This is a genomic window from Microbacterium sp., assembly GCF_046295495.1.
In the GTDB taxonomy this organism is placed as follows: Bacteria; Actinomycetota; Actinomycetes; order Actinomycetales; family Microbacteriaceae; genus Microbacterium.
On the sequence record NZ_JBKBNC010000024.1, the window covers coordinates 1,276 to 19,795 of the forward strand.

An 18,520-nucleotide genomic window follows, 5' to 3' on the forward strand; every position below is an offset into this window, starting at 1 on the left:
GCGCGGAGGCGTCCTCCACGGGGCGGACGCCGCCGGTGGGGGGGGCGGTGGGGAGCGACACCGCGTCTGTCGCCGTCCCCTCCGCCGACCGCGCGGTGGTTTTCGGCGTCCGTGCGACGGGGAGGCTGGAGGAGACCTCGGTGCTCGCGCTCCGCGCCCTTCGGAAGGTCGCGGGAACGATCGTCCTGGTGCACCCGGGCTCCCTCCCCTCGGAGGCCCGGTCAGTCGTGGACGGCCTGGTGGATCGCATCCTCGAGGCCGACGGCGAGGAGTTCTCGTCGGAGTCCTACTCCTTGGCGCTCGACGAAGTGCGTCGCGTGCACGCCGGCGTCTCCGAGATCATCCTGACGGGTGATTCCTGGTTCGGCCCGACCGCCGATCTCCGGCCCCTCACGGACCGCATGGCGCGCACGGAAGCCGACATCTGGGATCTCATCCCGGCCGGCGCACCGCGCGAGGCGTTCCCCGAGGAGGGATTCCCGGCCGTCGTCGATCGTCCGTGGTTCTTCGTCGCCGTACGCCGTCGGCTGTTCGACAGCGATGAGTGGCGTCGGTGGTGGGCGGGGCCTTCGGTGCCGGGGGACCGTGAGCGGACCGTCGTCGCCCACGCCGCGAGCGCAGGTTTCACCCACGCCCGGGCGTTCGAGGCGGAGGGCTTGCATCCGCATGACCCGGGCCTGTTCGCGCCCGAGGATCTTCTCGAGATGGGCGTGCCCTTCGTCGATCGGGCCGTGTTCTCCAGCTACCCGCCGTTCCTCGACCGTTTCGCCGTCATCGGACGCGAGATCGCGCAGATGATGGCCGAGCGCGGTTATCCCGTCGGGGTTCTCCGTTCGAGCCTGGCCAGCTGCGTTCCGCCGAAGGCACTCAATTCGAACCTGGGGCTGCTGTCGGTGCTGTCCGACCGCGCCGTCGATCCGCAGAGCGGAGCCGGCCAGTCGATCGCCGTCGTGGTTCACGTGAGCGACGTCGACGAGACCGATGAAATCCTCCGGCGGCTCCAATTCCTGCCGCCAGGCGCCTCGGTCTTCGTCACCCTCACCGAGGGCGTCACCGCTGCGCGGGTTGAGCGACTGCTCGAGGCCTGGGCGGGGACGAACGAGCACACCTACGAGTTGCGCGTGACCCCGCAGAGTCCCGGACGCGACATGGCGGATTTCTTCGTGGGCTGTCGCGACGTCATCCAGTCCGATGCCTACGACCTCGTGGTCAAGCTCCACATGCGCCGTGCGCCGTGGAAGACCATGAACCGTCTGAGGTACTTCCGTCGCTACCAGCTCGACAACCTGCTCAGCAGCCCGGGTTACGTCCGTAACCTCCTCGCCCTGTTCGACCAGGAGCCGGAGCTCGGCGTGGTGTTCCCCCCGATGATCCACGTCGGTTACGGAACGATGGGGCGTGGCTGGGCCCTGCTGCAGCCGCACGCCGAACGTCTGGCCAAGCGACTCGGTATCCGGGTACCGCTCGACACGATTTCGCCTCTCGCGCCCTACGGGGGGATGTGGATCGGACGCCCGGCGGCGTTCCGCGTGCTGATGAAGCGCCGGTGGACCTTCGCCGACTACGACGAGAAGCATCGGCGCCGGTTCGGTCACCTCGCGCACCTGCAGGAACGGCTCGTGGCCGCGGCGGCGGGGCAAGCGGGGTTCACGTGCCGGACCGTCATGAACTACGCGCACGCGGAGATCGGCCACACGGCACTCGAGTACAAGGTCGATCAGATGTTCTCGACCACTCGCGGGTGGCCGGTTGAACAGATCCGCCTGCTGCACCGCGCGGGGTACACGGGCTACGGCGGCACGGTGGCGCTCGTGCGTATGTACACCCGCATCAACCATCCCCGCGTCGCCGACGGGTTCCGCCCGGCGTATCGGCTGGCGCTCCGCGGATACCGCGTTCTCGCGGCGGGCCGGCGCGTGGCGTCGCGACTGCGCAGCGAACGAGGCGACATCGAAAGAGAGGCGTCATCGTGAAGACCGCGGAGCTGATCGGCGACTGGACCCGACCCGCCGACGTCTTCCCCGACGACGGCAAGCGTCTGCTGATCTACGTCGTGTTCGACCGGCGGGGTGAGGTGGGGGACTTCGTCGTCCATGCGCTCGAACGCATGCGGGAGTTCTGCGACACGATCGTCGTCGTCTCCAACGGCCCCTTGACGGTGAATGGGCGCGAACGTCTCGACCCGATCGGCGATGTGGTGCTCGAACGCCCCAACGAGGGGTACGACATCTGGGGATACAAGCACGGCCTGGATGCCATGCAGGATCGCCTCTCCGAGTTCGACGAGGTTCTGCTCGTCAACGACACCTGGTTCGGTCCCATCCGCCCCTTCGGTCCGCTCTTCGAGCGGATGAATGCCCACCCGCTGCACTTCTGGGGCATGACCGACCACCTCAGGGTCGAGCCGCATCCGTTCACGCAGGAGGGCTACCTGCCCTACCATCTGCAGTCCTACTGGATCGCGGTCCGTCGGCGCATGCTCGAGTCCCCCGAGTGGGAGGCGTACTGGCGGGATCTGCCGGCGATGACGAGTTATTCGGATGCGGTCACGAAGCACGAGGGAGTGTTCACTCAGCACTTCACCCAACAGGGTTTCTCCGGGGAGGTCGCTTTCCCCACGCTGACGGATAAGATCGAGAACCACGCCGTCCTCTACGCCGAACAGCTCATCGAGGCCGGGTGCCCCACCCTGAAGCGTCGTCCGTTCTTCCAGTGGCCGGTCTTCCTCGATCGTGTCGCCGTCGTCGGCAAGTGGACCCTCGAGGCCGTGGAACGCCACGGGTACCCGGTCGAGCTGATCTTCGACGACCTCGCCCGCAACGTCGAGCCCCGCGTGCTGAACGCCGACGCCGCCCTGCTCCGCGTGCTGTCGCCGAGCGACGACACCTACGACCCCGCAGCACCGATGAGGATCGGGGTGTTCGCCCACATCTTCTACGTCGAGATGACCGACGAGATCCTCGACCGGGCCGGGCACGTGCCGGGGACCGTCGATTTGATCGTCACGACGCCCGACGCCGATCGCGCGCGCGCGATCGAGGAGATCATCGCCGCGCGATCGTGGCCGGGGCGCACCGAGGTGCGCGTCGTGGCGTCCAACAACGGTCGCGATCAGGCGGCATTCCTCATCGGCTGCCGCGATCTCCTGCTCTCCGACACCTACGACCTGGTCGTGAAGATCCACTCGAAGAAGACGCCGCAGGATGGCGCGAACGTCGGTCGGCACTTCCGTCGCCACCAGTTCGAGAACCTGCTCGCGGGTCCCCACGAGGCCGCAAACGTCGTGGCGCTCTTCCAACAGCGACCCGGTCTCGGCCTCGCATTCCCGCCGACCGTCCATCTCGGTCACCCGACGATGGGGCACGGGTGGTGGGACAACCGCGGCGGAGTGGAGAACCTGTGTCGCGAGCTCGGAATCCGCGTGCCGCTCGACGAGGTCTCGCCGATGGCTCCGTTCGGCTCGATGTTCTTCGCCCGGCCGGATGCGCTCCGCATCCTCGTGGAGCGGGAATGGACCTACGACGAGTTCGGCGGAGCCGAGGCATACGTGGACGGCGGTCTCGCGCACGTGCTCGAGCGCATGCCGGTGTATGCCGCCGGTGAGCGGGGGTATCACTCCATGACGATCGCGACTCCGGACTATCTGGCGAAGAGCTACACGGCTTTCGACTACAACTTCGACCAGATGTCGGCGACGATGCCGGAGGACACGCAGCACCAGATCGAGTTCCTCCGACGGGCGGGGTACATCGGGTGGGGTACGTTCCGTGACTTCGTCGACATGTGGGTGCGTCTGCACCGCCCAGGCGCCGTCGACACGGTCGAGCGGCTCTTCTCTCGGAGCGAGCGGACGCGCGGTCGGCTCTGGCGTGCGCGGCAGCGCCTGCGACGCCGCTGAGCACAGACGCCCTGCAGGAACTCACCACTAGAATCGGTCCCCATGCCCAGTCCTTCACCCTCCGGGGAGCACGTGCGCTTCGCGCGTCTCGCCGAGATGCCGATGCGATCCGTCGGTGTCACCCCCGGTCTGGGGATCGCGTCCCTGTGGACGACCCTCCGCGACATCTTCGCGCGCCGAGAGATGCTCGACCTTCTCGTCAAGCGCGACATCAAAGCTCGTTACAAGGACTCGGCTCTCGGCTTCGTTTGGGCACTCATCCGGCCGCTCATCCTTCTCGCCATCTATTTCGTCGTCCTGGGACAGTTCCTCGGTGCCGCCCGCGGCATCCCGGACTTCGCCATCTTCATCTTCACGGGGCTGACCGCGATGAGCCTGTTCCAGGAAATCGCGGTCGGCGGGACCGGATCGATCATCGCCAACGGCGGGGTCGTGAAGAAGGTCTACATGCCCCGGGAGATCTTCCCGCTGGCGGCCACGGGTTCGGCGATCTTCAACTTCATGATCCAGTTGGGCGTGCTCCTGGTCGCCACGCTCATCGCGGCGAAGCCCCCGCTGCATTGGCAGATCGTCTATGCGATCCCCTCGCTGATGCTGATCCTCGTCTATGGTCTCGCGTTCGCCCTGTTCTTCGCCGCGGTCAACGTCTACCTTCGCGACGTGCAGTACCTCGTCGAGGTCGTCACCATGCTGCTGATGTGGCTGTCGCCGGTGCTGTACGCCTGGCAGATGGCGAGTCAGATCATCACGAGCCCCACGCTGCTCGAGATCTACACCAACAACCCGCTGACCCTCGCGGTGCTCGGCTTCCAGCGGGCCTTCTGGTTGGCGGGAGACGGACTGGCCCAGCCCGCGCACCTCGTTCTGCGCATGGCGGTCGCGTTGCTCATCGGTCTCGTACTGCTCGTGCTGAGTCATCGCGTCTTCGTGCGCCTGCAGGGCAACTTCGCCCAGGAACTGTGACCTCTATGTCCCTCGACATGACCGCGCCGGTGGCGCGCCCCGAAGTCGTCGTGCTGCACGACGTCTCGAAGCGGTTCGTGGTGCGCAAGGACACCTCCATCAAAGAGCGCATCGTCACGCTCGGGCGCGCGGGACGACGGCACCGTCAAGATTTCTGGGCGCTCAGCGACGTCAGTCTCGACATCCGCGCCGGGAACACGATCGGCTTGATCGGTCACAACGGATCCGGGAAGAGCACCCTGCTGAAGGTCATCGGCGGGATCATCCAGCCGACGTCGGGCGATGTGCGTCAGCGCGGGCGTATGGCCGCGCTCATCGAGCTCGGGGCCGGCTTCCACCCCGACCTCACGGGGCGCGAGAACGTCTACCTCAACGCCTCGGTCCTCGGCCTCAGCCGCGAGGAGACGCGAGCGAGTTTCGACGCGATCCTGGATTTCGCGGGCGTGGGCGATTTCATCGACACCCAGGTCAAGTTCTATTCCTCCGGGATGTTCGTCCGTCTCGCCTTTGCGATCGCCGTGCACACCGACCCCGACATCCTTCTGGTGGACGAGGTGCTCGCCGTGGGCGACGAGCAGTTCCAGCGCAAGTGCATCGACAAGATCAAAGAGTTCCAGCGCGAGGGGCGGACGATCATCATCGTCTCCCACGCTCTCGATCAGATCGAAGAGCTCTGCGACCGGGTCATCCTGATGGACAAGGGTCGCGTCGCGTTCGACGGCCTCGCCGAGGCTGCCGTGGAGCGGTTCCGTGAGCTGCTCGAGGAGGGCTCGGGCAAGGTCTCCGCCCGCCCGGATCAGATCTTGCGCGCCGCGGAGATCGTCGCCGTCGACGTGCGCGACGCGGGCGGTCGCAAAGCGAACGACTTCCAGTCCGGGGACTCCTTCCGCGTCGCGGTCACCGTGCGAGCGGAGCGCCAGCTCGATCAGTGGGCGCTCGGTTTCAGCATCGACACGTCGTCGGGTGTGCTCGCCCTGGCCTCGAACACGAGCATGCTCGGCACGTCCCCGCCGGCGCTGCAGGCGGGGGAGACGGTCACGATCCAGATCGACGTCGACAGCGCGAGATTCAACCCGGGGAGCTACTGGATCAACGCGAACCTGCACGGCATCAGCGAGTCGACCTCGCACGCCCTCATGCAGGGCGCGGAGTTCACGGTGCACGGTCGATCGGACTCGCTCGGATCCGTCCCCGCCGAGGTTCGGTTCCGCTGAGCCGGTGCGCGGGTGCGGCCACCGAGGTCGTCCTGCCCCGCAGAACGTCGGCGGCTGCGCCTCAGCGGGCGCGCAGCGCCGCGTCGAGGAGGGTACGTGCGCGCGCGTCGAACGAATGCTCGGCGCGGATACGCTCACCCACCTCGGTGAGCCGGCCCGCGGCGGGGAAGAGCGTGTCGAGGTCGCCGGCGAGCATCTCGATCAGCTCGGGTACGTGTTCGTAGGTGGCCACGGCCCCGTCGAAGAGTTCTGCGATGCCGTCGACACGGTCGCTGATCGCCCTTCCGCCCGCGGCGACCACATCGAACAGTCGGTTGCCGATGAAGCCGCGTCGCTGCATCGCCGGCCAGTGGTCGTTCAAGACCACGCCGGCACTCTCGTAGAGACCGGGCAACTCCTCGTTCGGGATGCCGGTGGCGCGGATTCGCTGCGCGGGAATCCACCCCCTCCAATCGGGGCCGATCACCGTGACGGGGATCCCGGCCCGGATGGGCTCGACGACGGAGGGACGCAGGATGCCACGGGCGGTGCCCACGAAGAGGATGTCGTCTCCGCGTGAGCGTCTGCCGGGGTGGAAGCGGGTCGCATCCGTGCATTGCAGGAGCGGGGTGATCTCGACGCCGAGTTCTCGACCGGTGGACCGGGACCAGGGGGCCGAGGCCGCGAAGACCGCGTCGAAGCCGGCCACGTCGGTGGCGCCGATCTCGTCAGGGTGGCTGATGATCCACAGCAGCGACGTCCCCGTCGGCGAGGGCTCCAGTGGCTCCGGGCCACGCAGAGCGACCGTGACGTCGTCGAGGTGCCGTGTGGCGCGCATCCGCGCGGCGTAGGAGTCGATCACCACCTCCTGGCCCAGGCGTTGCAGCGCGGCGGCCAGGGCGCGGGCGAAGTGCGTGTCACCCCAGCCCTCGGCGCGGGGCCCCACCGGGGTGGCAGTGCGCAGCGCCCAGCGAAGGACCGGTACGTCGAGGCCGTCAGCAAGCCGGACGGTCCGTGCCGGGCGCCGCAGACGCGGGAGGGGGCCGTGATCCACGCGCTGCCATCCCCCGCGACGCACGAGCGCGTCGGCATCCGACGCGATCGGCGGGAGCTCCTCCGCCGGCGCCTGGGAACGTGTGCGGGTCTCGAGGTCGAGGGCTACGAGGGCACGCCCGGTCAGCGCCGCCGCGCCGTCCGGTCCGCGCAGATCGACGTCGACTTCGGTGCGGCGGGCGGAGAAGGTCGTGCCGGCGAGAGCGGGCACCTCGATCATCGGGTCCGGGCCGAGAGCCTGGAGGTCTTCGATCGGGTGGCCCGCGAAGATGCGGCCCTCACGGCCCGCCCCGACGGCCGCGATCGTTCCGTCACCGTCGCGCCACACCGGGGCGATGAGGGTCCGGGAGGGCGACGACAGCACCCGGTCCGCGAGGCGCGCGGCGTCGGCGGCGGTGAGCGTCTGATTCGGCCCCCGTACGACGACGACGTCAGCGAGCGACGACGCGACGAGCTCGCTCAGTGCCGCTGTGGGGTCGCCATGCCGCCGGCGTCCCACACGAACCCGCGGGTGACCCGCCGCGAGGAGACAGGCGAGGGTCCAGTCCTCGGCGCGGTCGTCCAGCACCGCGATCGCCACGCCCTGGTCGGGGGCGTCGGCGAAGGCCACGGCCTCCGAGATGGATTCGTCGAAATCCCATTCGTCGGGGCCGAGCGCGAGGATGAATTCCCGGGCGAGGGGTCGGTCTCCGGCCGCGGGGGCGACCTCCTCGTCGAGGCGGGCGCGGCGAGCCGCCCCGACGACGACCGCGGAGAGCTCCGCCCACGGCACACCGGCCGGCTCCGCGGCGAGCCCCATGGGGAGGGAATGCGTCTCGCGACGCCGCCAGGCGTGGCCGACGGGCCCGCCGGGAGCATCCCACGCGTCGGGATGCCGAGCGCCGTAGGCCACGGCATCCCAGAGCGGACTCACCTGGAGCCCGCGCGGGTCGGCCACGAGATACGCGTACAGTGCGGGAACCCGCCAGGCCTCGGGGAGGTGATCGCCCACGGCGGTGTCGACGAACAGCGGCGACAGGCGCAGGCCTCGGCGATAGCCGCCCGCGACGTACCTGCGGATGGCAGCCCGTTCGCTCAACCGACGCCCGGTCTGAGCCCGCACGTAGTCGAGGTCGACGACGCCCGCGCGTCGGATGACCCGGGCCCACCACAGACGATCCGCGCGAGCCACGAGGGGACGAAGCAGCGGCAGGGCGCGCGCGGCGCGCACGCGCGAGCGGAGGGCGGTCAGCACTCTTCGACTATAGGCAGGGCGTCGCGGCACGCTCGACGGGCGGGCGAGGTCACGAGCGGTCGGAGGCGGAACGCTCAGCCCAGTAGCCGTCGCCGCGCATGCGCAGTGATGACCGGAGGTCGATGCGGTGGTCGACGGCATCCAACGGCAGCGCGAGACGGGGCGCGTCGGCACCGCGCCGCCAGCCCTCGCACCGGCCGCGTAGGGACTCGAGGTCACGGCGCAGCACGAGACGCGCCAGGGAGACGACGGCCTCGACGGCGAGAGCTCGAACGCCCCACCGGGAGCGCAGGACGCCGTATTTGCGGAGGAGATACCCCCGGGCGAACCCCGAGAGCCGTCGCTGGCGCGCCGACTCCTTGCCCGCGCTCGCCCCGCCGAGGTGGGTGCCCAGCGGGCGGTCGATCGCCACGCACGCCCACCCCGCCCCCCTCAGGCGGAAGGCAAGATCCAGCTCCTCGCCGTACATGAAGATGTTCGTGTCGAACAGGCCGACGTCTTCGAGCGCCGGACGCGCGTAGACGGCGACAGCGCCGTACGGGCCGAGGAGGGCAGGCGCGACGGCGTCCGCATCGGCGGGGCGGGCGCCGTGGAAGCGGACGAAGCCCGCGCCGGTGACATCGGCGACGATGCCGAAGGAGTCGACCGTGCCGTCGGGGGCCAGCAGCAGGGTGGCTGCGCTGCCGACCCGCGCGGTCGCCGGCGCGTCGAGCGCCGCGAGGGCGGCCTCGGCCGCGTCGGGCTGGAGCACCACGTCGCTGTTGACGAGCATGACCGTGCGCGCCCGGCCGGCGGCGATCCCGATATTGCAGCTGCGGGCGAAACCGACGTTCACCTCGTTGCGGAGGAGAGTGACCCCGGGGAACGCCTCGGCCACGCGGTCGGCGGTGCCGTCGGGGGAGTGGTCGTCGACGACGATCACTCGAGTCGCGACGCTCTGCGCGGTCGCCGCCTGCAGGCAGGCCCGTACGAAGTCCCAGCCCCCGTACACGGGCACCACGATGTCGATCTCGGGCTCAGCAGTCATGGTCGACCGGCCTTTCGTGGGGCAGCGGGGCGGCGCGCGACGTCTCGACCAGCGAAGAGAGGACGGGGCGACGCGGACGGCCCAGTTTATCGTCGCGGGCTCGGCGCACTCCGGTCGCTACGATGGGGACCATCCCACCGACCCACCCGACCATGACGCCCGTACCCCCCTTCTCCCCGGCCGCACCCGGATACGTGGTGCTCGCGGCCTACCGCCCGCCCGTCGAGCTCTTCACCCGCCAGCTGCGCTCGATCCAGGCGCAGACGCTCGACGCGTTCCGGTGCGTCGTCGTGGCGGACGGAGGCGTCGAGGAGGTCCGCTCGGTGGTGACGCGCGCCGTGGGTGACGACGAGCGGTTCCGCGTCATCGGATTCGAAGAACGCGTGGGCTTCTACCGCAACTTCGAGCGCGGCCTCGCGCAGGTCCCGCCTGACGCGCCGTGGGTGGCTCTGAGCGACCAGGACGACATGTGGCGGCCCGAGAAGCTGGCGACGCTCGTTCCGTCGCTCGCGGACGCGAGTCTGGTGAGCGGACAAGCGCGAGTGGTCACCTATCCCGGCGACGTCGTGGTGTCGGCGTCCACCCATCGGCGCGCGGTGTCGCCTACCGCTCTGATGCTGCAGAACCAATTCTCCGGCGCCCTGTGCGTCTTCCGCGGATCGCTCCTGCGAGCGGCGCTGCCCTTCCCCTCCTCGACCGGCCCGGCTCAGGTGCACGATCACTGGCTCGCGGTGTGCGCCGTCGCCGCCGACGGCACACGAGTGATCGACCGCGTCGTCCAGGATTACGTCCAGCACGGGTCGAACGTCCTCGGTGAAGCGGATGCCGCCCGCCTCGGCTGGCGCGAGACGCTGCGGCGGCGGCGCGAGGCGGTGCGCGCCGAGGGGAACGCACCGATCCTGCGGGCGCTGGCGCGTTCGGTCTACGTGGTCAACGCGGGATGGGCCGAGGTCATGGCCGACACTCTCAGGTCACGGATGGACACCGCCGTCGCGCGCGACCTGGCGGAGGACTTCGGCGGGCGTCGCCGAGGAGTACGACCGCTCCGGAGGATCTTCGGAGCGGTCCGCCGTGGCGAGGTCAGCCTCCGCAACGCGCTCGTCTACCTTGTGGGCGGCGCGTCGTGGACGTGGGTCGGCGGCCGTCGATCGGCATCCTGAGCGCGGGCGAACGAACGGGATCCGGTCCTCAGACGCGCGCCGCGAGGGAACGCTGTCGTCGGATCTCCCCGAGAGCCGCGATCCCCACGATGGTCAGCACGACGATCTCCGACACCGCCAGGCCCCAGACGATCGCCGTCGCCCCCAACGTCGCCCCGAGGACGAACATCGCAGGCAGCCCCACTCCCGCCGAGGAGACGATCGCGATGAGCACGATGCGGTTGCGGTTCGCGGGCACGAGGATGTTACGGATGAGCGGCGTGGTCATCGAGATGATGAGGTAGGTCACTCCGTAGGCCGGGAACATCGCGGGAGGGGGCGCGACGGCCTGGCCGAGGAATGCCGCGGTCAGCCACGGGCCGAGGAGGACCAGCACGAGCAGGCCGATGACGCCGACGACGAGGTGAAGGGCCAGCGCCACGACGTGACGTCGTGTGCGCCCCTGCTCCCACGTGGCCTCGAGCACCCATTTCTGCAAGGTGTTGCCCACGATGAGGATCGCGGTCAGACCTACGCGGTAGAGCTTGTCGGCCGAGGTGAGCTCCGCGGCCGCCTGCGTACCGACGACGCCCTGGGCGATGGGCACTGGAGCCGTCGTGTAGCTGCCGCCGAGACCGTCGGCGCTGGCCAGCGGGAGGTTCTGCCGGAAGCTGCGGCCGATCCCGGCGACGTGCACCGGGGGAACGACCCGTCCGAAGAGGTGCATGTGCAGGGCTCCGAGACCGACGAGCACGCCCACGATCATCATGAGCGGGTACGCCACGAGCTGGCCCGTCGCCGACATGATCGCCGCGCTCGCCGCCGTGAAGACCGCCATGGGGATCGCCTCGAACCACAGCACCATCTGCGCACGGCCGGTCCCCACGGCGTACCACGACATGGTCAGACCGGTGAGTCCGGTGGCCAGCACCACCAGCGCCGCGACGCCGCCGAAGGCGCCCCCCACCAATCCTGCGGCGATCCACGCCGTGACCCCGCCGACCAGGGCTAAGACGAGGAGTCGCGACCAGAAGCTGTGCGCGTAAACCTCGCGCCGGGCCGCGTCGTGTTCGGCCATTGCGATGCGGGCGCCCCCCGCGACGTTCCAGCCGTAGCTGGAGATCATCGCGAGCAGGCTCCCGAGCGCCTGGCCGGTCCCGATAGCCGCCCATCCCTCGGCGCCCTGAATCCGCGCGGCGATCGGCAAGACGAGCAGAGGTACAACAGCGACGATCATCGGTGCCGTGCCGAAACCGATCAAGCGGGCGAGGAGGACTTTCATCGCGAGGTCTCCGACACGGTGGCGTCCAGCACCGCGGCGGTCGCGTCAGCCGCGTCATCCCAGGTGAAGCGCGAGGCCCAGTCCCGGGCGCTCGCGCGTGCGGCCGCATCCGGGGGCGCGGCCAGGGCGGAGGCGATCGCGGCACCGAACACGGTGGCGTCGGTGGCATCGGCGAATCGGGCGGCGTCGCCGCCCACCTCGCGCAGGACCGGGACATCGTTGGCGAGCACGGGCACGCAGCGACGAAGGGCGTCGACGACAGGCAGGCCGAACCCCTCGACGATCGACGGGCATACATACAGATCGGCGCGCTGGAACAGTGCCTCCAGCTGCGTGTCGTCCACCCAGCCGGGCAGCACGACGTCACGGTGTAGTCCGAGGAGGGCCACCTCGTCGGCGAGGGGATCGGGGAGCCGGCTGCCGGCGATCACGGTCAGCGGACGTGTGTCGCGGGGGAGGGTCGCCACGGCCCGGAGCAGACCGGAGAAGTTCTTGTGCGGCATCCGGTTTCCGACGCTGAGCAGCACGGCGCGGTCCGGGGCGAGGCCCAGGGGCGCCAGCACGGTGGCGGGATCGTCCACCGGCCGGGGTTCTGCACTCCCGTTGTGGACGACGGCGATACGGGCGGCGTCGACGCCGAGGTGGGTGCGGATGCTGGCGGCCGCGGCGTGCGAGACCGTGAGGACCCGGTCGGCGGTCCGTGCCGAACGACGCATGAGGGTCGAGGTGACCCCGCGTTGCGCGCGCTGCGCCAACCCGCCCCGCACCTCGTCGTAGATGGCGTCGTGCACCGTCACGACGCGGGGGACCCCCCGCCGAACGGGGCCGAAATTGGCCGGCGCCCACACCAGATCGGCGCGCGCCCGGCGGGCGAGGAGGTCGGTGGCGCCGACGGCGCCGAGAGCCCAGGTAGCCGCGTCGGCGCCCACCCAGGGAAGGGTGTGCACCCGACCGGGGAAGAACCCCTCGACTTTCGCGGTACCGGTGCGCCCCGTGAGGGCCGCCCACTGAACGCCCGGCAGCCGCTCGGCCAGCCGCGGCGCGAGCTCGCGGACGTAGGTCTCTGTCCCCCCGCGCGACCCGGTGAAGCCCAGCAGATCGACGAGGATGCGGCTGCGGGCCATCAGCTCTCGATGACGGCTTCGGGCCGCTGCTCGCGCCGCGGGGTGGTCAGGACGCCGGAGAAGAAGCTCATCATCACCGTCTGGAAGCCGAGGACGATCGTCAGGGCACTCGGGACGGCGATGCGCACGGCCTGAGCGGCGTTCTGCGCGCCGAAGTCCAGGCTCCCCCACAGGGCTACCTGGACGATGCCGATCACGACGCCCAAGAGGAACAGCGCGACCCCGATGAGCAAGCCGCGCTCGGCCGACCATCTCGCCACGATCCGGCGGTACCGTTCGCTCGTGGGGAGGAAGCCCTCCTGAGTGGCGTACAGCTTGGTGAGCCAGAAGAAGAGCAGAGATTGGAAGCCCGTCACGCACAGGGCGCTGGCGTAGACCATCGTCGTGACGTCGAACCCGACCCCGGCGATCTCGATCCCCCCGAAGGAGAGCACCCCCACCGCGATCGCGCCGAAGAAGAACGCCACGAGACCCGGGTAGACGAAGAGCCACCGCGGAGCGAACAGGAGCAGGAAGCGGAGGTGACGCCACCCGTCGTGCCAGCTGCGCAGGTGCGGCGGACGCGACCGCCCGTCTTTCTTCAGGGTTGTCGGGACCTCCTCGATGCGGTAGCGGGCGAGCGAGGCGCGCACCACCATCTCGGAGGCGAACTCCATGCCCGTGGTCTGCAGATCGAGGTCGCGGATGCGGGCGCGATTGAACCCACGCAGGCCGCAGTGGAAATCGCGGATGCCGGGACGGAAGAAGAGCTCGCCGATGAAGGACAGCACGGGGTTGCCGAGGTACTTGTGCAGCGGCGGCATCGCGCCGGGTGCGATCCCCCCACGGAAGCGGTTGCCCATCACCAGGTCTGCGCCGGCGCGCAGACGCTCGACGAACGGCTCCAGGTTCTCGAAGTCGTAGCTGTCGTCGGCGTCGGCCATGATCACGTAGGTGCCGCGCGCCGTCTCGATGCCGTTGATCAGGGCGGCGCCGTAGCCGCGCCGGGGAGCGTGCGACACCCGGGCGCCGAGACGCTCCGCGATGGCCTGAGACCCGTCGGTGCTGCCGTTGTCGGAGATGAGCACCTCGCCCCGGACGCCGCTGCGCTGGAGGAACCCCTGCGCCTTGCGGATGCAGACCTCGAGGGTCTCGGCCTCGTTGAGGCACGGCATGAGGATGGTCAGTTCGACGTCCGTCGAAGCGGGACTGGTCACGGGCTTTCTTCTTTCGTCTTCACCGTCGCGGGGGTCGGCAGCGGCAGTGCCGAAAGAACCCCTTCGACGGTGCGGCGGATGGTTCGTGTCTCGACGGCGGCGTCGTACCAGGCGCGCGAGGTGCGACGCAGGTCGTCGCCGCCGTCGATGACGTCGCGGATGGCCCGGGCGAGGTCGTCGGGGCGGGTGGTGGGGGAGACGATGCCGTTGACTCCGGGATCGATGAGCTCGGTGGAGGCGTTTCCCTCGTGCTCGACGAGGACGACGGGGGTGCCGTGGGCGTTCGCCTCCACGACGACGAGACCGTACCCCTCGCGTCGCGACGGGTTTGCCAGGCACACGGCACCGTGCAGGAGATCACTCAGTTCGGTCTCGGAGACGAAGCCCGGGAACCGCGTCCAGTCCTCGCCGCCCACGCGTTCCACCTCGGCCCGGATGGTGGCGGAGCTCGGGCCGGTCCCGAGGATGACGAGCCGGAGGTCGGGGACGCTCTCGCGTGCGACGGCGACGGCGGCGGGGAGCACTTCGACGCGCTTGTCGGGGATGTGTCGGCCCACGTACAGCACGTAGGGCGGCGCAGCGGCGGAGGAGGGCGGCGGCACATCCACCGCGGCGTTGATCAGCCCCGGACTCACCACGGGCGGGCGGCGCAGTCCCTCGCGTCGCAGTCGAGCGGCGGTGAGCTGCGAGTGACAGGTTGCAAGCGGGGTGACGGCGACGGCCGCGCGCTGCAGCAGCCAGGCGATCGTGCCGGTGACCGTCCCCGAGTACTCGACCCACTGGCGGCGGTGCCAGACCTCGAGGTAATCGACGACCACGCGCGTTCCCGACCCCAGCAGGGCGAGACGCGCGGCGAACACGTTGAAGATGGGGAGGCCGCTGACGATGACGGCCGTGTACCGGCGGCGTCGGCGCGCGAGCGCGCCGAAGAGGGCGCCGGCGTACCGCAGAGCGGCGGGGATGCGACGGACGCCGCCGTCGCTGTAGAGCGAGAGGCGGCCGGTCAGCTCGACGATGCGGAAGCGTTCCTCGGTAGGCGCGGGACCGTCCCACTGCGCCGCGGTGAGGTACTCCACGTCGAAGCCCTTGCGTCCCAATTCGTCGGCCTGCGCGCGGTACTGGCGCTCGCCTCCCCCGGTCGAGTAGGGGAAGAGACAGTCGTAGGCGACGGCGACCGACGTTTCGCGGCCCACGTCAGCATCCCTCGATCTTGAACAGTCGCGCAGCCGATCCCTCGGAGTCGACGAGGGCGAGGTGGGAACCGGGGGAGAGGACTTGGATGCCGTCGTAATCGACCGCGCCCTCGGGGTCCATCACGTCTTGGCGTCCGAAGTCGAGGACGTAGTCGATCCCGAGGTCGTCGATGGTGCGGCAGACGGCGGGATCGCTGTCGATGTCGCGCAGCCGGGTGTTCAGGAAGAGGAGGTCGGGGGAGGGGGAGCCGAAGATGTGCCGTTGGGTGACCTCGCGGTCCGCGAGGGCGAAGGCCAGGGAGGTCCCCGTGCGAGGACTCCCGATGATGAGCGCGTCTTCGGGAGTCTCGGAGTCGAGGCGCTCGAGGAGCGCGTACTCGTCGGTGGTGAGGATGAGGGAGGCGTCGGTGAAGGCGTAGGCCTCGACGACCTGCCGCATCGCGATGCGGGCGTTGGGGCCGGCGATCACCGAGAACACGGCCACGACGGCCAGGGAGGCAGCCAGCGCGCTCGCCCAGCGAGGTAGATCTCGGGCTCTCGCCGCCCGCTGGAAGACGTCGACGATCGAGAGGGCGCCGAGGGTCGCCACGGGAATGGCGACCAGCGGGAGAAGAGCGGCGAGGCGGTTGGAGTCGTTGTACCAGGGGTTGGTCAGCAGCTGACGGACGGGGTCGTCGATGGGCAATCCCGAGGCGACGGCGAAGAGCCCGACGGCGACGGCGAAAGTCGCGATGACGGGCAGCCAGCGGGGCCGCCGGACGGCGGTGATCAGCCCCGTGACGAGGAGCACCGTCACGACGGCGGTCGGACTGTACCCGCGGGGGGAGGCCAGGACGCCCTCGCCGATCGACTGCGCCAGCTCCTGCCACGGTTTCCAACCGGAGTGCTCCGCGTTGGTTCGGAAGACAGCCCACGAGCCCGCTCCCGCCACGGCGAAGCCGACGAGGGCGACGCAGAAGGCGATGACGGAAGATCGCGTGCGCTCCCGGACGATGCCCAGTGCGAGGACGCTGACGACGTAGGCGGCGGAGAAGGCGAGCAGGCTCAGGAACGCATTGGGGTGCCCCAGGAAGATGCCGCCGGACAGGAGGGCGATGAGCAGCGACGAGCGCACGAGGGCCGGGGCGCCGCGTTCCGAGACGGTCGTGACGACCACGGCGAGTCCCGCCGGGACCATCGCGTACCCGACGAGGTTCGGGTAGAGCACGCCCCAGTTGAAGAAGAGCGCGGGGAAGGCGCCGAAGCCGCTCGTCAGAGCGGCCGACACGATGTAGGCGCTGCGGCGCTGGGCGAACAGGGCCCCGGCGAGGGCCATGGCGGACGCGGGCCACAAGAGGGAGACGATGGCGAGGTTCGATCCGTTGACCGCCACGGGGACACTCGCGCCCGTGAATTCCACCGCGAGGGTGGTGAGTGCATGCCACGCGTTCGGGTAGAAGCCGATGTCGGAGGTCGCACCGATCTGGAAGGGCGACGCGCTGCCGTTCTGCACGGCGAGGGCGATCGCGTTCAGATGCACGATGTTGTCGAAGCGCTGGGCGATGTTCTCGGGCGTCTGGAAGGCCCGAGCGTAGACGATCGCGGTGGCCGCGGCGGTCACCGCGAGGGACGCGAGCGCGACGAGGCCGGTCCCCCGTGCGGGGGCGGGGGAGTCGACACCGGCGAAGCGGCGCAGCAGCAACGCGATCGCCACCACCATCGCCGTCAGGATCACCACCGGCAGCGCTCCCCAGCGCAGTCCCACCAGGGGGGCGACGGATGCCGCCGAGGCGACGATCGTGGTGGAAATCGCCGGGGCCAGGAGCAGGCGCTGCGGGCTGCGGAGACCCCATCCCGCGACGACGACGGCCACCCCGGGGACGATCAGGGCGAGGGCGACGACGAGGTACGCCGGCACCGCGCCGATCCACTCACCCATGCAATCCCGTCTCCGTCCGCTGCGTTTTCGACTCGTCATCGTATCGGACGGTCACTGCGCGGCCCCTGAGCGCGCGCCTGTGCGGCGCAGGCTCCGCGGTTAGGATCGAACGACGTCTTCCGCGGGGTCGTGCCCCACCATCTGACAGGAAAGTCGCTTCTTCATGGATCTCCTCATCGTCGGCTCCGGCTTCTTCGGCCTCACCATCGCCGAGCGTGCGGCCGCCGCGGGCCGCAAGGTGACGGTCATCGACCGCCGTCATCACATCGGCGGGAACGCCTACTCGGCGAACGAGCCCGAGACGGGCATCGAGGTGCACCAGTACGGCGCACACCTCTTCCACACCTCCAACCCGACGGTGTGGGAGTACGTCAATCGATTCACCGATTTCACCTCCTACGTGCACCGCGTGTACACGACGCACAAGGGCGTGGTCTTCCCGTTGCCGATCAACCTCGGCACGATCAACCAGTTCTTCCAGGCCGCCTACACGCCGGACCAGGCGCGCGCCCTCGTCCAGGAACTGGCGGGGGAGTTCGACCCGAAGGATGCCGCCAACCTCGAGGAGAAGGGAATCGCGCTGATCGGACGTCCTCTCTACGAGGCGTTCATCCGCGACTACACCGCGAAGCAGTGGCAGACCGATCCCAAGGATCTGCCCGCCGAGGTCATCTCCCGTCTGCCCGTCCGGTACACCTACGACAACCGCTACTTCAACGACACGTGGGAGGGCCTGCCCGTCGACGGGTACACCGCGTGGCTGGAGCGCATGGCCGATCACCCCAACATCGAGGTGAAGCTGTCGACGGACTACTTCGACGAGTCGCAGCCGCTGAACAAGAGGGCCACCGTCGGGCAGGTGCCCGTGGTCTACACCGGACCCGTGGACCGCTACTTCGACTACGCCGAGGGCGAGCTGTCGTGGCGCACGCTCGACTTCGAACAGGAGGTGCTGCCGATCGGCGACTTCCAGGGCACCAGCGTCATGAACTACGCGGATGCCGACGTGCCTTACACGCGCATTCACGAGTTCAAGCACTTCCACCCCGAGCGCGCCGACCGGTACCCCACCGACAAGACCGTCGTTGTGCGCGAATACTCCCGCTTCGCCACCCGCGCCGACGAGCCCTATTACCCCGTCAACACCGCGGACGACCGGTCGGGGCTCGTGGCATACCGCGAACTGGCCAAGGGCGAGAGCGACGTGTACTTCGGCGGACGTCTCGGCACCTATCAGTACCTCGACATGCACATGGCGATCGGCTCGGCCCTGTCGATGTGGAACAACCAGCTCGCGTGA

13 protein-coding genes are annotated in these 18,520 nt (G+C 69.6%); 6 read left to right on the plus strand and 7 right to left on the minus strand.

What is annotated here, in order from left to right; genetic code table 11:
• From ACK4LS_RS10060 to ACK4LS_RS10075, 4 genes are all read left to right on the plus strand, one after another.
• Positions 1-1,973, plus strand: a 1,973-nt coding sequence (locus tag ACK4LS_RS10060) for a rhamnan synthesis F family protein (protein ID WP_409716686.1), incomplete at its 5' end; no start/stop codon positions are given.
• The gene (locus tag ACK4LS_RS10065; RefSeq protein ID WP_409716687.1) at positions 1,970-3,898 is read left to right on the plus strand and encodes a rhamnan synthesis F family protein; all 1,929 of its coding nucleotides are present in this window, start codon (positions 1,970-1,972) and stop codon (positions 3,896-3,898) included. The genes ACK4LS_RS10060 and ACK4LS_RS10065, both read left to right, overlap by 4 nt.
• 42 nt (positions 3,899-3,940) lie before the next feature.
• The gene (locus ACK4LS_RS10070) at positions 3,941-4,861 is read left to right on the plus strand and encodes an ABC transporter permease (RefSeq protein WP_409716689.1); all 921 of its coding nucleotides are present in this window, start codon (positions 3,941-3,943) and stop codon (positions 4,859-4,861) included.
• Between the two features lie 5 nt (positions 4,862-4,866).
• Complete coding sequence (locus ACK4LS_RS10075) at positions 4,867-6,075, plus strand: ABC transporter ATP-binding protein (protein ID WP_409716691.1); 1,209 nt, start codon at positions 4,867-4,869, stop codon at positions 6,073-6,075.
• A gap of 61 nt (positions 6,076-6,136) precedes the next feature.
• Here the strand turns inward: ACK4LS_RS10075 and ACK4LS_RS10080 are convergent, their stop codons facing one another.
• Positions 6,137-8,341 (minus strand): glycosyltransferase, encoded by a 2,205-nt coding sequence (locus ACK4LS_RS10080; RefSeq protein WP_409716693.1) that lies wholly within the window; start codon positions 8,339-8,341, stop codon positions 6,137-6,139.
• Positions 8,342-8,390: 49 nt separating this feature from the next.
• Positions 8,391-9,368, minus strand: a complete 978-nt coding sequence (locus ACK4LS_RS10085; protein ID WP_409716695.1) for a glycosyltransferase family 2 protein — start codon at positions 9,366-9,368, stop codon at positions 8,391-8,393.
• A 152-nt stretch (positions 9,369-9,520) separates the two neighbouring features.
• Here ACK4LS_RS10085 and ACK4LS_RS10090 point away from each other — a divergent pair, with 152 nt between their 5' ends.
• Positions 9,521-10,528, plus strand: coding sequence for a glycosyltransferase (locus ACK4LS_RS10090; protein WP_409716697.1), 1,008 nt, complete (start codon positions 9,521-9,523; stop codon positions 10,526-10,528).
• Positions 10,529-10,556: 28 nt separating this feature from the next.
• On the opposite strand, the gene ACK4LS_RS10095 is transcribed toward ACK4LS_RS10090, so the two are convergent.
• Genes ACK4LS_RS10095 through ACK4LS_RS10115 form a run of 5 tightly spaced genes read right to left on the minus strand, consistent with a single transcriptional unit; the run spans position 10,557 to position 17,220 of the window.
• Positions 10,557-11,789 carry a lipopolysaccharide biosynthesis protein gene (locus ACK4LS_RS10095; RefSeq protein ID WP_409716699.1) on the minus strand — a complete coding sequence of 411 codons (1,233 nt, stop codon included), beginning with the start codon at positions 11,787-11,789 and terminating at the stop codon, positions 10,557-10,559.
• Positions 11,786-12,913 (minus strand): glycosyltransferase family 4 protein, encoded by a 1,128-nt coding sequence (locus ACK4LS_RS10100; RefSeq protein WP_409716701.1) that lies wholly within the window; start codon positions 12,911-12,913, stop codon positions 11,786-11,788. Before ACK4LS_RS10100 ends, ACK4LS_RS10095 begins: the two co-directional genes overlap by 4 nt.
• Positions 12,913-14,109: a glycosyltransferase family 2 protein gene (locus ACK4LS_RS10105; protein ID WP_409716703.1), complete on the minus strand. Its 1,197-nt coding sequence runs from the start codon at positions 14,107-14,109 to the stop codon at positions 12,913-12,915. Before ACK4LS_RS10105 ends, ACK4LS_RS10100 begins: the two co-directional genes overlap by 1 nt.
• The gene (locus ACK4LS_RS10110) at positions 14,106-15,302 is read right to left on the minus strand and encodes a glycosyltransferase family 4 protein (protein WP_409716705.1); all 1,197 of its coding nucleotides are present in this window, start codon (positions 15,300-15,302) and stop codon (positions 14,106-14,108) included. Before ACK4LS_RS10110 ends, ACK4LS_RS10105 begins: the two co-directional genes overlap by 4 nt.
• 1 nt (position 15,303) lies before the next feature.
• Positions 15,304-17,220, minus strand: coding sequence for a DUF6541 family protein (locus ACK4LS_RS10115; RefSeq protein ID WP_409716707.1), 1,917 nt, complete (start codon positions 17,218-17,220; stop codon positions 15,304-15,306).
• Positions 17,221-17,383: 163 nt separating this feature from the next.
• On the opposite strand from ACK4LS_RS10115, the gene glf reads away from it, so the two are divergent.
• On the plus strand, positions 17,384-18,520 hold the full coding sequence (glf, locus tag ACK4LS_RS10120) for a UDP-galactopyranose mutase (protein ID WP_409716709.1): 1,137 nt from the start codon (positions 17,384-17,386) through the stop codon (positions 18,518-18,520).

Excerpts from the sequence above, each read along its gene's own strand:
- ACK4LS_RS10070 (WP_409716689.1), top strand. The coding sequence starts at position 3,941 with ATGCCCAGTCCTTCACCCTCCGGGGAGCACGTGCGCTTCGCGCGTCTC.
- ACK4LS_RS10075 (WP_409716691.1), top strand. The coding sequence starts at position 4,867 with ATGTCCCTCGACATGACCGCGCCGGTGGCGCGCCCCGAAGTCGTCGTG.
- ACK4LS_RS10085 (WP_409716695.1), bottom strand. The coding sequence starts at position 9,368 with ATGACTGCTGAGCCCGAGATCGACATCGTGGTGCCCGTGTACGGGGGC.
- ACK4LS_RS10090 (WP_409716697.1), top strand. The coding sequence starts at position 9,521 with ATGACGCCCGTACCCCCCTTCTCCCCGGCCGCACCCGGATACGTGGTG.
- ACK4LS_RS10095 (WP_409716699.1), bottom strand. The coding sequence starts at position 11,789 with ATGAAAGTCCTCCTCGCCCGCTTGATCGGTTTCGGCACGGCACCGATG.
- ACK4LS_RS10100 (WP_409716701.1), bottom strand. The coding sequence starts at position 12,913 with ATGGCCCGCAGCCGCATCCTCGTCGATCTGCTGGGCTTCACCGGGTCG.
- ACK4LS_RS10115 (WP_409716707.1), bottom strand. The coding sequence starts at position 17,220 with ATGGGTGAGTGGATCGGCGCGGTGCCGGCGTACCTCGTCGTCGCCCTC.
- glf (WP_409716709.1), top strand. The coding sequence starts at position 17,384 with ATGGATCTCCTCATCGTCGGCTCCGGCTTCTTCGGCCTCACCATCGCC.